Annotated in this window: 15 protein-coding genes and 1 other annotated feature; all 15 genes read right to left on the bottom strand. The window is 39.6% G+C overall.

Going from position 1 to position 14,600, the window contains the following annotated elements:
* Window positions 1–27: 27 nt before the first annotated feature.
* Window positions 28–498 (bottom strand): 30S ribosomal protein S7, encoded by a 471-nt coding sequence (rpsG, locus tag JFU23_RS16205; RefSeq protein ID WP_002063416.1) that lies wholly within the window; start codon window positions 496–498, stop codon window positions 28–30.
* A 29-nt stretch (window positions 499–527) separates the two neighbouring features.
* Complete coding sequence (rpsL, locus tag JFU23_RS16200; protein ID WP_001142341.1) at window positions 528–950, bottom strand: 30S ribosomal protein S12; 423 nt, start codon at window positions 948–950, stop codon at window positions 528–530.
* Window positions 951–1,064: 114 nt separating this feature from the next.
* Window positions 1,065–1,313, bottom strand: coding sequence for a 50S ribosomal protein L7ae-like protein (locus JFU23_RS16195; RefSeq protein WP_000121833.1), 249 nt, complete (start codon window positions 1,311–1,313; stop codon window positions 1,065–1,067).
* Window positions 1,314–1,426: 113 nt separating this feature from the next.
* Complete coding sequence (rpoC, locus tag JFU23_RS16190) at window positions 1,427–5,038, bottom strand: DNA-directed RNA polymerase subunit beta' (RefSeq protein ID WP_002063415.1); 3,612 nt, start codon at window positions 5,036–5,038, stop codon at window positions 1,427–1,429.
* A gap of 37 nt (window positions 5,039–5,075) precedes the next feature.
* Window positions 5,076–8,609, bottom strand: coding sequence for a DNA-directed RNA polymerase subunit beta (gene rpoB / locus JFU23_RS16185; RefSeq protein ID WP_002113316.1), 3,534 nt, complete (start codon window positions 8,607–8,609; stop codon window positions 5,076–5,078).
* 291 nt (window positions 8,610–8,900) lie between these two features.
* Window positions 8,901–9,500 carry a class I SAM-dependent methyltransferase gene (locus JFU23_RS16180; protein WP_201032303.1) on the bottom strand — a complete coding sequence of 200 codons (600 nt, stop codon included), beginning with the start codon at window positions 9,498–9,500 and terminating at the stop codon, window positions 8,901–8,903.
* Window positions 9,501–9,576: 76 nt separating this feature from the next.
* Complete coding sequence (rplL, locus tag JFU23_RS16175) at window positions 9,577–9,936, bottom strand: 50S ribosomal protein L7/L12 (protein WP_002009788.1); 360 nt, start codon at window positions 9,934–9,936, stop codon at window positions 9,577–9,579.
* Window positions 9,937–10,003: 67 nt separating this feature from the next.
* Window positions 10,004–10,504 (bottom strand): 50S ribosomal protein L10, encoded by a 501-nt coding sequence (rplJ, locus tag JFU23_RS16170; protein ID WP_002009790.1) that lies wholly within the window; start codon window positions 10,502–10,504, stop codon window positions 10,004–10,006.
* Window positions 10,505–10,543: 39 nt separating this feature from the next.
* Window positions 10,544–10,689, bottom strand: a sequence feature (ribosomal protein L10 leader region).
* Window positions 10,690–10,738: 49 nt separating this feature from the next.
* On the bottom strand, window positions 10,739–11,431 hold the full coding sequence (gene rplA, locus JFU23_RS16165) for a 50S ribosomal protein L1 (RefSeq protein WP_002009792.1): 693 nt from the start codon (window positions 11,429–11,431) through the stop codon (window positions 10,739–10,741).
* Window positions 11,432–11,611: 180 nt separating this feature from the next.
* Entirely contained in the window at window positions 11,612–12,037 is a 426-nt protein-coding gene (gene rplK / locus JFU23_RS16160; RefSeq protein WP_001085872.1) for a 50S ribosomal protein L11, read from the bottom strand.
* 168 nt (window positions 12,038–12,205) lie between these two features.
* Complete coding sequence (gene nusG, locus JFU23_RS16155; RefSeq protein ID WP_002009795.1) at window positions 12,206–12,739, bottom strand: transcription termination/antitermination protein NusG; 534 nt, start codon at window positions 12,737–12,739, stop codon at window positions 12,206–12,208.
* Window positions 12,740–12,870: 131 nt separating this feature from the next.
* A complete protein-coding gene (secE, locus tag JFU23_RS16150; RefSeq protein WP_002009797.1) occupies window positions 12,871–13,050 on the bottom strand; it encodes a preprotein translocase subunit SecE in 180 nt (59 codons plus the stop codon).
* A gap of 32 nt (window positions 13,051–13,082) precedes the next feature.
* Entirely contained in the window at window positions 13,083–13,229 is a 147-nt protein-coding gene (rpmG, locus tag JFU23_RS16145) for a 50S ribosomal protein L33 (protein WP_012260172.1), read from the bottom strand.
* A gap of 128 nt (window positions 13,230–13,357) precedes the next feature.
* Window positions 13,358–14,017, bottom strand: coding sequence for an RNA polymerase factor sigma-70 (locus tag JFU23_RS16140; RefSeq protein WP_002009799.1), 660 nt, complete (start codon window positions 14,015–14,017; stop codon window positions 13,358–13,360).
* 67 nt (window positions 14,018–14,084) lie between these two features.
* Entirely contained in the window at window positions 14,085–14,597 is a 513-nt protein-coding gene (locus JFU23_RS16135; RefSeq protein ID WP_002009801.1) for an NYN domain-containing protein, read from the bottom strand.
* Between the last annotated feature and the right edge of the window lie 3 nt (window positions 14,598–14,600).

Here is a 14,600-nt window from a genome sequence, read left to right as displayed (position 1 = left end):
ATGCTTACATTTATTTTACGTTGAATCCTACCAACGGTAATGAGCAAATGCTTTGTTAGCTTCTGCCATTTTATGAGTATCTTCACGTTTCTTAACAGCTGCACCAGCGTTGTTAGATGCATCTAAGATTTCGTAAGCTAGACGCTCTTCCATAGTTTTTTCACCACGAAGACGAGCATAGTTTACTAACCAGCGAAGACCTAAAGTTGTACGGCGTTCTGGACGAACCTCAACTGGAACTTGGTAGTTAGCACCACCAACACGACGAGCGCGTACTTCAAGAACAGGCATGATGTTCTTAAGAGCTTGCTCGAATACTTCCATTGGTTCTTTATCTGAACGTTCACGAACGATCTCGAAAGCGTTATAAAGAATTGTTTGAGATTTACCTTTTTTACCGTCAACCATCATTTTGTTGATTAGGCGTGTTACAAGCTTAGAATTGTACATTGGATCTGGTAACACGTCACGTTTCGCAACAGGTCCTTTACGAGGCATATTGAGTTCCTCCTTTCATTATAAATTTATTATTTTTTAGCAGGTTTTGGTCGCTTAGTACCATATTTAGAACGTCCTTGCATACGTTTGTCAACACCAGCTGTATCAAGCGCACCACGAACGATGTGGTAACGTACCCCTGGTAAATCCTTTACTCGACCACCGCGAATTAATACTACGCTATGCTCTTGTAGGTTATGACCGATACCTGGGATGTAAGCTGTAACTTCAATACCATTTGTTAAACGTACACGAGCGTATTTACGTAACGCTGAGTTAGGTTTCTTCGGAGTCATTGTACCAACACGAGTACACACACCACGTTTTTGAGGTGCAGAGATATCAGTTGATTTTTTCTTTAAAGAATTAAAACCTTTGTTTAACGCAGGTGATTTAGACTTCCATACTTTATCAGTACGACCATTTCTCACTAATTGGTTAATAGTAGGCATTTGATTATCCTCCCTTCGCATGTTTGTATGACCACATATCCAGGTGGTTCATTATTAGTTGAAAACAAAGTTTTTGCAAGGAAGAGCAAATGCTCTCTCCTCACAAAAACAGTTTTAACTTATTATTCCTATTGCTGAAGCTCCCACTTGAATCCCCGAAACTTTTCCAAGCTTACGAACTGATTCAACTTTTGTTATGGGTATGTTATGTTGCAAGGCAGTACGAATGATAACATGGGTTAACCGCACATCAGCATCTTCCGCAATAACAACTTCTTTAACTATACCATTTTTGATTGCTTCCAATGTTCGTTTATGACCAACAACTACATTTTCAGCATTTGACACTTTTTGATAAGACATATAAATATCCTCCAAAGCATCGTTCAGGAGCAACCTTGATTATAGTAACATTTTGTCTCATACAATGTCAACTAGGATTAGCTGTTTTTATACAAAATTTACGACGGAAAATTTTACTGTTCCACATAAACTTCATCGTTTTCTACATTCATGTTATCTTGTGTTGTTTTTACAAGATCCACTTTGCGATAACGATTCATACCTGTTCCAGCAGGAACAAGCTTACCGATAATAACATTCTCTTTCAATCCTAGAAGCTCATCGCGTTTACCCTTAATTGCTGCATCTGTTAGAACACGAGTTGTTTCTTGGAATGACGCCGCAGATAAGAACGAATCTGTCTCAAGTGAAGCTTTTGTAATACCAAGTAGAACCGGTCTAGCCGTTGCTGGTTGTTTACCTTTCAGTAACACCTTCGCATTCGCATCAGTAAACTGATGGATATCTAGTAACGTTCCTGGCAATACATCTGTTTCACCCGCATCACTTACACGAACTTTACGTAGCATTTGACGTACCATTACTTCTACGTGTTTGTCACCAATTTCTACCCCTTGCATACGGTATACTTTTTGAACTTCACGTAATAAGTATTCTTGAACTGCTGTAATGTCCGTTACTTTTAGTAATTCCTTCGGATCAATAGAACCTTCTGTTAACTCTTTACCGTGGCTAATTGGCTGTCCTAGAGTTACTTTCAGACGAGCACCGTAAGGAATAGCATACGTACGAGCTTCAACTTCACCCTGTACAACTACTTCTTGGCGATCTTTAACATCGTTGATCGCTGCGATAACACCGTCAATTTCACTGATAACTGCCTGACCCTTCGGATTACGAGCTTCGAAGATCTCTTGGATACGAGGTAAACCTTGTGTGATGTCATCTCCGGCAACCCCACCTGTATGGAACGTACGCATCGTTAACTGTGTACCTGGCTCACCGATAGATTGAGCTGCGATAATACCTACCGCTTCTCCTACTTCTACGTCTGTACCAGTTGCTAAGTTACGACCGTAACACTTCTTACATACACCATGGCGAGTATTACACGTAAACGCTGAACGAATGTTTACAGTTTCAACACCCGACTTTTCAACGATATGAGCAATGTCTTCAGTAATTAATTGATTTTCAGCAATTAATACTTCACCTGTTTCAGGATGTTTTACAGTTTTTCTCGCAAAACGTCCAACAAGACGATCATATAGTGACTCAATAACTTCATTACCCTCTTTAATCGCACCAATTAGTAAACCACGATCTGTTCCACAATCATCTTGACGAACAATTACATCTTGTGCAACGTCTACAAGACGACGTGTTAAGTAACCAGAATCGGCAGTTTTAAGTGCTGTATCGGCAAGACCTTTACGCGCACCATGCGTAGAGATGAAGTATTCAAGTACTGTTAAACCTTCACGGAAACTTGATTTGATCGGAAGCTCAATGATACGACCAGATGGATTGGCCATCAGACCACGCATACCAGCAAGCTGAGTAAAGTTCGATGCATTACCACGGGCACCGGAATCACTCATCATGAAGATTGGGTTGCGTTTATTCAAGGATTTCATCAGTTTTCCTTGGATAACATCTTTTGCATTACTCCAAATAGAGATAACGCGATCGTAACGTTCTTCTTCCGTGATTAAACCGCGACGGAATTGTTTAATTACATTATCTACTTTTGCTTGTGCTTCATGGAGAATTTCATTTTTTTCGCCTAATACAAGAATGTCTGATACCCCAACTGTAATACCAGCTTTTGTAGAGTATTTAAATCCTAAGTTTTTCATACGGTCAAGCATGCGAGATGTTTCCGTAATTTGGAAACGTTTGAATACTTCCGCAATAATGTTACCAAGGATTTTCTTGCTAAATGGCGCCACTTCTTCGCGACTAGCAATAATTTCTTTAATGTTCGCACCTTTTTCAACGAAATATTCCGCTGGTGTTTCTTTTTCAAGGTTTGAGTTTGTTGGTTCATTAATATAAGGGAACGACTCTGGTAAGATTTCGTTAAATATTAATTTACCAACTGTTGTTAATAGAAGCTTACTCTTTTGCTCTTCAGTAAATGTTACATTATTTACCGAACTCGCAGCAACTGCAACACGTGTGTGCAGATGTACATATCCATTTTGGTATGCAAGTATTGCTTCGTTTGCATCTTTGAAGACCATACCTTCACCGATTGCACCCTCGCGCTCAAGTGTTAAGTAATAGTTACCTAATACCATATCCTGAGATGGAGTAACAACTGGTTTTCCGTCTTTTGGATTCAAGATGTTTTGTGCCGCTAACATAAGAATACGAGCTTCTGCTTGTGCCTCTGATGATAACGGAACGTGAACCGCCATTTGGTCACCGTCAAAGTCCGCGTTGTATGCAGTACATACAAGTGGGTGAAGACGGATTGCACGACCTTCTACTAGTGTAGGTTCAAACGCCTGGATACCAAGACGGTGAAGTGTTGGTGCGCGGTTTAGAAGTACTGGATGCTCTTTGATCACAGATTCTAAAACGTCCCAAACTTCAGGGTGTACACGCTCGATTTTACGTTTAGCACTCTTAATGTTGTGTGCTAATCCTTTTCCAACTAACTCTTTCATAACGAAAGGTTTAAACAATTCCAGTGCCATTTCTTTCGGTAATCCACATTGGTACATCTTTAAGTTCGGTCCTACAACGATTACAGAACGGCCAGAGTAGTCAACACGTTTACCTAATAAGTTTTGACGGAAACGTCCTTGTTTACCTTTAAGCATGTGAGATAGTGATTTTAATGGACGGTTACCTGGTCCAGTAACTGGACGGCCACGGCGACCATTATCGATTAATGCGTCTACAGCTTCTTGTAACATACGTTTTTCGTTTTGAACGATGATGCTTGGTGCACCTAAGTCCAATAGACGTTTTAAACGGTTGTTACGGTTAATTACACGACGATATAAGTCGTTTAAGTCAGAAGTAGCAAAACGTCCACCATCTAACTGTACCATCGGGCGTAGTTCTGGTGGGATAACTGGAAGAACCTCTAAGATCATCCAAGATGGGTGATTTCCAGAGTTACGGAATGCTTCTAATACTTCTAGACGTTTAATAGCACGAGTACGGCGTTGTCCTTGTGCTGTTTTTAATTCTTCTTTTAAGAAGTCTACTTCTTTATCTAAATCGATGTCTTGCAGTAATTTTTTAATCGCTTCTGCACCCATAGCAGCATGGAATGTACTGCCATATCGATCACGATATGCACGGTATTCTTTTTCAGAAAGTAATTGCTTCTTATCAAGTGGTGTATCTCCACTTTCTGTTACAACATAAGAAGCGAAATAAATTACTTCTTCAAGCGCGCGAGGGGACATGTCTAAGACAAGTCCCATGCGGCTCGGGATACCTTTGAAATACCAAATATGAGATACAGGAGCAGCTAATTCGATATGACCCATACGTTCACGACGAACTTTTGCACGCGTTACTTCAACGCCACATCGATCACAAACTACACCTTTATAACGTACACGTTTATATTTCCCGCAATGACATTCCCAGTCCTTTTGTGGTCCGAAAATACGCTCACAGAACAAGCCATCTTTTTCAGGCTTTAACGTACGATAGTTAATTGTTTCTGGTTTCTTAACTTCACCGTATGACCAAGAACGAATCTTGTCAGGTGAAGCAAGTCCAATCTTCATATATTCAAAGTTATTTACATCTATCAAGGGGCCTACCTCCCTTTTAGTCTACAGGTTATCCCAATTATTCCTTAGTTGTCTCAACTTCAACATTCAATTTATCTGCTGATTGATGATCATCGTCATCTTCCGTATCACGCATTTCAATTTCTGTATCGTTGATAGACATCATTTTAACGTCCATACCTAAACTTTGCAGTTCTTTAATCAATACTTTGAATGATTCAGGAACGCCTGGTTCTGGAACATTTTCACCTTTAACAATTGCTTCATACGTCTTAACACGTCCAATAACATCATCAGACTTCACTGTTAAGATTTCTTGAAGAGTATAAGCAGCACCATAAGCTTCAAGTGCCCAAACCTCCATCTCACCGAAACGCTGTCCACCGAACTGAGCTTTACCTCCAAGAGGTTGCTGCGTTACAAGTGAGTATGGTCCAGTAGAACGAGCATGAAGTTTATCGTCAACCATGTGCGCAAGTTTGATCATATACATGACACCAACAGATACACGGTTATCGAATGGCTCACCAGTACGTCCGTCATACAGGATTGTTTTCGCGTCATTTGCCATACCAGCTTCTTCAATTGTGCCCCATACATCTTCCTCACGAGCACCATCGAATACCGGTGTTGCAATGTGAATACCAAGGTATCTTGCTGCCATACCAAGATGAAGCTCTAATACCTGACCGATATTCATACGAGATGGTACCCCTAATGGGTTTAACATGATATCGATTGGCGTACCATCTGGTAAGTAAGGCATATCTTCTTCCGGTAAAATACGGGAGATAACACCTTTGTTACCATGACGACCGGCCATTTTGTCACCTTCAGAAATTTTACGCTTTTGAACGATATATGCACGTACAAGTTGATTCACGCCTGGTGGCAATTCATCGCCATCTTCACGGTTAAACACTTTTACGTCTAAGATAATACCGCCACCACCGTGTGGTACACGTAGTGATGTATCACGTACTTCACGTGCTTTTTCACCGAAGATTGCATGTAATAGACGTTCTTCTGCCGTTAATTCTGTTACACCTTTTGGCGTTACTTTACCAACAAGTAGATCTCCATCTTTTACTTCAGCACCGACGCGAATAATACCGCGCTCGTCAAGATTACGAAGTGCATCTTCTCCAACATTCGGGATATCACGTGTAATTTCTTCTGGTCCAAGCTTCGTATCACGAGCTTCTGATTCATATTCTTCAATATGGATAGAAGTGTACACATCATCTTTTACAAGGCGCTCACTCATGATGATCGCATCCTCATAGTTATAACCGTCCCATGTCATAAAGCCAACAAGCACGTTACGTCCAAGCGCCAGTTCACCTAGTTCCATAGAAGGACCATCCGCAAGGATTTCACCTTTTACAACTTGGTCTCCAACACTTACGATTGGACGTTGGTTGTAGCAAGTTCCTTGGTTAGAACGAATGAATTTTTGCATTTTGTAGCGATCTAAGTCGCCTTTTACTGTTTGACCATCAACGTCTACATAGCGACGTACCCAAACTTCACGTGCTTCTACGCGCTCAACAACACCAGGCTGTTTACAGATTACTGCAGCACCTGAGTCTTTTGCTGATACGTACTCCATACCTGTACCTACAATCGGAGATTCCGGATTTATTAACGGAACCGCCTGACGTTGCATGTTCGCTCCCATAAGTGCGCGGTTAGAGTCATCGTTTTCTAAGAACGGAATACAAGCTGTCGCTGCCGACACTACTTGTTTTGGAGATACATCCATGTAGTCGATGCGTTCTTTATTTGTGACAATGTTTTCACCACGGAAACGAGCTACGATATCTTCATCAAGGAATTCCCCTACTTCAGATAATTTCATATTCGCTTGGGCTACAACATAGTTATCTTCTTCATCTGCTGTTAAATAATCAACCTGCCCTGTTACAAGACCAGTTTCTGGGTCAACACGACGGTATGGCGTTTCAATGAAACCAAACTCATTTACTTTCGCAAACGAAGATAATGAGTTAATCAAACCGATGTTTGGTCCCTCTGGCGTTTCAATTGGACACATACGACCATAGTGAGAGTAGTGAACGTCACGTACTTCAAAGCCTGCGCGCTCACGCGTTAAACCACCGGGTCCTAATGCAGATAGTCTTCGTTTGTGAGTTAACTCTGCTAATGGGTTTGTTTGATCCATGAACTGAGATAACTGAGAACTTCCGAAGAACTCTTTAATAGATGCAATAACCGGGCGAATGTTAATTAACGCTTGTGGTGTAATTGCATTTGTATCTTGAATCGACATTCTCTCACGAACAACACGTTCCATACGAGAAAGACCGATACGGAATTGGTTTTGTAGTAACTCTCCTACAGAACGCAGACGACGATTCCCTAAGTGGTCAATATCATCTGTATCCCCTACTTTATATAGCAAGTTAAAGAAGTAGCTAATAGAAGCAAGAATATCACCTGGTGTGATGTGTTTTATATCACGAGTAATATTTGCATTCCCAATTACGTTTATAGATCGTTCGCCTTCTGATTCTGGAGCATAAATCTTAATAGATTGCAGCTCAACATCGCCTGCTACCACTCCACCCATTGGTTTCGCTGTTTTGAATCCAATGTTTTTCTCTAAGTAAGGTAGAATGCGATCCAGTGTACGACGATCTAAGACTGTTCCTTCTGCCGCTAAAATTTCACCAGTTTCTGGATCCACCAGTGTTTCAGCTAAACGTTGGTTAAACAATCTGTTTTTAATGTGTAGCTTTTTGTTGATCTTATAGCGACCTACATTTGCTAAATCGTAGCGCTTCGGATCAAAGAAACGAGACACAAGTAAGCTCTTTGCATTTTCTACTGTTGGTGGTTCACCAGGGCGTAGACGCTCATAAATTTCAAGCAATGCTTTCTCTGTGCTATCTGTGTTGTCTTTTTCTAACGTATTGCTTAAGTATTCGTTATCACCTAAAAGCTCGGTGATTTCTTGATCAGAGCCAAACCCTAATGCGCGTAACAAAACAGTTACAGGAAGTTTACGCGTACGGTCAATACGCACATATACAACATCCTTAGCATCTGTTTCATACTCTAACCAAGCTCCGCGGTTTGGAATTACAGTAGCAGTAAAACCACGTTTTCCGTTTTTATCCACTTTGCCACTATAGTATACGCTTGGAGAGCGAACTAACTGGGAAACGATAACACGTTCTGCACCGTTAATTACGAATGTTCCAGTCTCTGTCATGAGTGGGAAATCTCCCATGAACACATCTTGTTCTTTTACTTCACCAGTTTCCTTGTTGATTAGACGCACTTTTACACGAAGTGGTGCTGCATACGTCACATCACGCTCTTTGCATTCTTCTACAGAGTATTTAGGTTCACCCAAGCTGTAGTCGATAAATTCAAGCGATAGATTTCCCGTAAAGTCTTCGATCGGAGAAATGTCTTGGAACATTTCTCGCAAACCCTCATCAAGAAACCACTGATAAGAAGAGGTTTGAATTTCGATAAGATTTGGTAACTCTAATACTTCACTAATACGGGCATAACTTCTTCGTTGGCGGTGGCGTCCGTATTGAACTAGTTGACCTGTCAACTGCTTCACCCCTCAAATCATGAGTATTATAAATGCACAAAAAAATTTGTGCAAAATCACAAATAAATACAACTACTGCTATTAGCGTAGTTTTTTTCTCTTAAAGATAGATACGTTGAGTCTTTCTACCTGCTCAAAAAAGAAAAATGGCTTCTATAAGAAAACCATCATTCTGTTTCATAATCTGCTGATTTTACTATCTTTTCCAAGAGAAGCAAAAATATACATCTTTCTCAACGCAGAAAATCATATATTGGCATTGTATAATGTTAACATAGCCAAAAATAACCGTCAACGCTTTTTTGATTTTATGATATAATATCCTTTTTTCTTTTCTACAACTTCAACTTCAGAAAATACTTCTTCTAGTTTTTTCATCGCAGATGGCGCACCTTGTTTCTTTTGAATAACAATCCACAATTCTCCACCTGAAACTAAATACTCCACAGCCTTTTCTAAAATCTCATGCACGATATCTTTACCAGCACGAATTGGAGGATTAGATAGAATAACAGCATACTTGCCATCTACATTTTCATAGACACTACTTTGCAAAATACGTATATTTTCAATTCTGTTATTAGCGGCATTTTCTTTTGCAAGTCCCAAGGCCCTTTCATTCACATCCACCATGTGAATTTCACGTTTTTGAAACTCTTTCGCTAACGACAAACCGATTGGACCGTACCCACATCCTACGTCTAACACATTACCTTTAACATCTGGCATTTGAAACGCTTCAATTAAAAGACGAGAACCAAAGTCCACTTCGTTTTTCGAGAACACCCCATGGTCAGATAAAAAAGTAAATCGAGATTCACGAAGTGTAACTTCCCATCGTTTTCGATCACTTTTACTAGAAGGGTCGTTAGAAAAATAATGGTCTGCCATATGGCCACCTCTTTTCTTTACAGTTAAAAAAAAAGCTCGCATAAGAGCGAGCTTTTTTTAAAGCACCAAAAGTTAATTACTTAACTTCTACAGCAGCGCCAACTTCTTCAAGTTTAGCTTTCATTTCTTCAGCTTCCTCTTTAGTAACGCCTTCTTTGATTGCTTTTGGAGTGTTGTCAACTAATTCTTTAGCTTCTTTTAAGCCAAGACCAGTGATTTCACGTACAGCTTTGATAACTTTGATTTTTTGAGCGCCAGCACTTGCAAGTACTACGTCAAATTCAGTTTGCTCAGCAGCAGCTTCACCAGCGCCACCAGCTACAGCTACAGGAGCAGCAGCAGTTACGCCGAATTCTTCCTCGATAGCTTTTACTAAGTCGTTAAGTTCTAATACAGTCATAGATTTAACTGCTTCAATGATTTGTTCTTTAGTCATTGTAAATATCCTCCCTTAAATAGGTTTGTATTGTTTTATAGATAACAAGTAATTATCTTTTAAAAAATTAAGCGCCTTGCTCTTCCTTTTGATCTGCAACTGCTTTAGTAGCAAGTGCAAGGTTACGGATTGGAGCTTGAAGAACGCTAAGAAGCATAGAAAGTAAGCCTTCACGTGATGGAAGAGTAGCGATAGCTTTAACCTCATCAAGTGTTACAAGTTTACCTTCGATTACGCCCGCTTTAATTTCTAAAGCTTCATGATTTTTAGCGAAGTCGTTTAATACTTTCGCAGGAGCAACTACATCCTCGTTACTGAACGCGATTGCGTTTGGTCCTGTTAAGAATTCGTTTAACTCAGCCATTTCAGCAGACTCTGCAGCACGACGAGTTAAAGAGTTTTTGTAAACTTTGAACTCAACGCCAGCTTCACGTAAGTTTTTACGTAATTCTGTTGCTTCAGAAACTGTTAAACCACGGTAGTCAACAACAATTGTAGATTTACTCGCGCGAAGTTTTTCAGCGATTTCAGTTACAACTTGTTGTTTAGTTTCGATTACTTTGCTCATGTTATTACACCTCCTGTAGATTATATAGAAGATGTACCGAAAGTGCACTAAAAACCTCCATGCCCAACTTGTAGACATGGAGGCATATAGTCACAGAAAAAAGATTCCGCTTCGTATATTAACACCTAGGTAGGAAATTAAGTCGAATCGACTCCTACTGTCTACGGTACACTATTAAAATTCACAACATAAATGATTATATTAAAACTTCTTTATGAAGTCAACTTCCAATTTTTACGCAAGTGTAGAAACGTCTACGCGTACGCCAGGTCCCATTGTAGAAGCAACAGTTGCGTTCTTCATGTAAGTACCTTTTGCAGCAGCTGGCTTAGCTTTTTGTAGCGTGTCAGCAATTGTTTTGAAGTTTTCTACTAATTTAGCATCTTCGAAAGATACTTTACCGATTGGAACGTGGATGTTACCAGCTTTATCAACGCGGTATTCAACTTTACCAGCTTTGATTTCGTTAACAGCTTTAGTTACATCGAAAGTAACTGTTCCAGTTTTAGGGTTTGGCATTAAACCTTTAGGTCCTAATACACGACCAAGTTTACCAACTTCACCCATCATGTCAGGAGTTGCTACTACTACATCGAAATCAAACCAACCTTTTTGGATTTTACCGATGTAATCAGCATCGCCTACGAATTCAGCGCCAGCAGCTTCAGCTTCTTTTGCTTTTTCGCCTTTAGCAAATACTAATACACGTTGCACTTTACCAGTACCGTGTGGAAGAACAACTGCACCACGAATTTGTTGGTCAGCTTTCTTAGGGTCAACACCTAAACGGAATGCAGCTTCTACAGTTGCATCAAATTTAGCTGTGTTTGTTTTCTTTACTAATTCTACTGCTTCTGTTGCAGAGTAAGCAGATGCACGATCAACAAGCTTCGCAGCTTCAACGTACTTTTTACCTCTTTTAGCCATGTTTGTTTCCTCCTTGAATGTGGTTTTAGCGGAATAACCTCCCACGTTTACGCCTTCATTCCGGGAACCCCCGAGGATGTGCGCCCATCCATTTATTTAAAAATGATGATCATTTACGATAATAAAGGTTGCGAATTGGAATTCCAGACCCGCAACCTTTTTTACAAAAAACAAATCGAATTAGTCTTCGATAACGATGCCCATACTGCGCGCAGTACCTTCAACCATACGCATTGCAGCTTCTACGCTAGCAGCGTTTAGGTCAGGCATTTTAGTTTCAGCGATTTCGCGTACTTTATCACGCTTAACAGTTGCCACTTTATTACGGTTTGGTTCACCAGAACCAGACTCAATACCAGCTACTTTCTTAAGAAGAACAGCAGCAGGAGGAGTTTTAGTAATGAAAGTGAATGAACGGTCCTCAAATACCGTAATTTCAACAGGGATGATAAGACCAGCTTGATCAGCTGTACGAGCGTTAAACTCTTTACAGAAGCCCATGATGTTAACACCTGCTTGTCCTAATGCTGGACCAACCGGCGGAGCTGGATTAGCTTTACCTGCAGGAATCTGAAGTTTTACCATTTTAATTACCTTTTTAGCCACGAGACACACCTCCTTAAGTCCGTGATGTGGTCAATTGGGCAGTGATTTGCCCTCCCACTTCATATTTTATCATAATGATAAAATCTTTTTCAAAAAACGTCTCCGTTACCGAAGACGTACTGACTTAAAAGATATTATCACTTTTTACAATTCATTTCAAGTTTCATTTTATAATTTTTCAATTTGATGGAAATCAAGTTCAACCGGAGTCTCGCGACCGAACATGTCTACAAGCACGCTAACTTTTTTCTTTTCCACATCAATTTCTTCAATCGCACCTGTATAATCCGCGAATGGCCCCTCATTTACACGCACTGTTTCATGAAGTTCAAATTCGAAATCAACCACTTCATTGTCCATTCCCATATGCTTCATGATGGTAACAACTTCCTCTTCTAATAGAGGCGATGGTTTAGATCCTGAACCAGAAGAACCGACAAAGCCTGTTACACCTGGCGTATTACGAACAACATACCAAGAATCATCAGTCATGATTAGTTCTACTAATACGTAACCTGGGAACACTTTTCTTTTCGTTATTTTTTCTTTACCATTTTTCATTTCTACTTCTACTTCTTCCGGGACAACAACACGGAAAATTTTATCTTGCATACCCATTGATTCTACACGTTTCTCTAGGTTTGCTTTTACTTTATTTTCATATCCAGAATAAGTATGGACAACATACCAACTTTTTTCCATTCATTTAGGACGAGCGTCCTTCCCTCCCTGACGTACATTTTTTTGCGCAAATGAAAAAACCCGTTCACCGGGCTTTTACACAGTTCTTATAAATAACATTATATCATGGATAAGTGCTTCTTATTCAAGAATTAACCAAGAATTAACCGAATTAAAGAAGAAATGCCCATATCAACCACTGCGAAGAAAATCGCAAAGAACACAACTGTCGCGATAACAGTCGTTGTTGATCGGAGTAATTCATCTTTTTTAGGCCAACTTACTTTTTTCATTTCGCGACCTACATCGCCGAAAAAGTTCGTTAAACGCATCTACGGGACCTCCAGTTTATTATTTCAATTATTTATTTTGTTTCTTTGTGAACTGTATGCTTATTGCATGTTTTACAAAACTTCTTTATCTCAAGTCGCTCTACTGAGCTCGTATCTTTCATCGTAGAGTAGTTTCGATTTTTACACTCTTCACATGAGAGTACAACTTTTTTCCTCATTAGTTACACCAACCTTGTAACATTGTCCCTAAAAATGTATCATACAACAAAAGACAATGTCAATGTCATGACTTTCACTCTCTTAACAAAAAGAAAACAGGTGAATTATTTTACACCTGCGGCACTTGCTATGAATTTAAAGTTGTGCTCTCTCTCATCTCCATATATCTTTCTAATTTCCTTTTTACACGCTGCAATGCGTTATCAATAGATTTCACGTGCCTGTTTAACTGTTCTGAAATTTCTTGATAGGAACGACCATCTAAGTATAAAGAGAGCACTTTTCTTTCTAAATCGCTTAATAATTCAGATATTTTAGATTCTATGTCTGTATATTCTTCCTGACTTATAATCATCTCTTCTGGATCAGTTACTTTCGATTCCGAAATAACATCTAATAATGTTCGATCAGATTCCTCATCGTAAATTGGCTTATCTAAAGACACATACGAATTTAACGGAATATGTTTTTGCCTTGTTGCTGTTTTAATAGCGGTAATAATTTGTCGAGTGATACACAGTTCAGCAAATGCTTTGAACGAAGACAGCTTGTCCCCTTTATAATCACGAATAGCTTTAAACAATCCAATCATGCCTTCTTGAACAATATCTTCTCGATCGGCACCAACTAAGAAATAAGATCTTGATTTCGCGCGAACAAAGTTCTTATATTTGTGAATTAAATATTCTAGAGCGTCAGTATTACCTTTTCGAACTAACTCAACGATTGCCTCATCCTCTAAATCACGAAATGTAACGTCGCCTACACTTACGAAGCCTGCTTCCACCCTGATCCCTCCGACCGCTATATATTTAGCAATATTATACAGTAAAAAGATAAAGAGCGTCAATGCTTCAACGCTCTCCTCTTCTTAATTTTTCTAATTTTTCTGTAATATCTTCACTAAATATCTTTCGCATGGCGGGTTGCTTTTCTTTCGTGTCTTTTGTACACCTTCTTACTTGTTGTTCCATCGCTTGCACTTCTAACTCTAATTCACGCGCAGATTTTCGAAGTGCACCTTGCGCAAATATAATCCATTGCTCCGTATAATCCGAAGTTGCAACGTATATTTGTGTATTTATATTTCTAAGCTCAATCGCAAGTTGTTCTATCTTTTCATCTGCAGTTTGATTTTTTCTCGTGAATATTACTTCCACCCGTGATTGTTTCATCTTTTTTTCAATACCATAGACTGTATAGGCATCAAAGACAATCATTACCTTTGTGCCTGTATACCCTTGATAATCCGCCATCTTATCAATAAGTGCGTCTCTTGATGACTGTAAATCTACATCCCGCAGTTTCTTCAAGTCTCCCCAAGCCCCGATAATGTTGTAACCGTCAACGATTAAAATATCGTTCATTTT

Source organism: Bacillus sp. TH50 (assembly GCF_016650565.1).
GTDB classification, from domain to species: domain Bacteria; phylum Bacillota; class Bacilli; order Bacillales; family Bacillaceae_G; genus Bacillus_A; species Bacillus_A mycoides.
The sequence above is the reverse complement of the archived record's forward strand: the minus strand, read 5'-3'. Positions and strand labels throughout refer to the sequence as shown.

Coding starts and splice junctions, on each gene's coding strand:
- rpsG (WP_002063416.1), bottom strand. CDS start 498: ATGCCTCGTAAAGGACCTGTTGCGAAACGTGACGTGTTACCAGATCCA.
- rpsL (WP_001142341.1), bottom strand. CDS start 950: ATGCCTACTATTAACCAATTAGTGAGAAATGGTCGTACTGATAAAGTA.
- JFU23_RS16195 (WP_000121833.1), bottom strand. CDS start 1,313: ATGTCTTATCAAAAAGTGTCAAATGCTGAAAATGTAGTTGTTGGTCAT.
- JFU23_RS16180 (WP_201032303.1), bottom strand. CDS start 9,500: ATGGCAGACCATTATTTTTCTAACGACCCTTCTAGTAAAAGTGATCGA.
- rplL (WP_002009788.1), bottom strand. CDS start 9,936: ATGACTAAAGAACAAATCATTGAAGCAGTTAAATCTATGACTGTATTA.
- rplJ (WP_002009790.1), bottom strand. CDS start 10,504: ATGAGCAAAGTAATCGAAACTAAACAACAAGTTGTAACTGAAATCGCT.
- rplA (WP_002009792.1), bottom strand. CDS start 11,431: ATGGCTAAAAGAGGTAAAAAGTACGTTGAAGCTGCGAAGCTTGTTGAT.
- nusG (WP_002009795.1), bottom strand. CDS start 12,739: ATGGAAAAAAGTTGGTATGTTGTCCATACTTATTCTGGATATGAAAAT.
- secE (WP_002009797.1), bottom strand. CDS start 13,050: ATGCGTTTAACGAACTTTTTCGGCGATGTAGGTCGCGAAATGAAAAAA.
- rpmG (WP_012260172.1), bottom strand. CDS start 13,229: ATGAGGAAAAAAGTTGTACTCTCATGTGAAGAGTGTAAAAATCGAAAC.
- JFU23_RS16135 (WP_002009801.1), bottom strand. CDS start 14,597: ATGAACGATATTTTAATCGTTGACGGTTACAACATTATCGGGGCTTGG.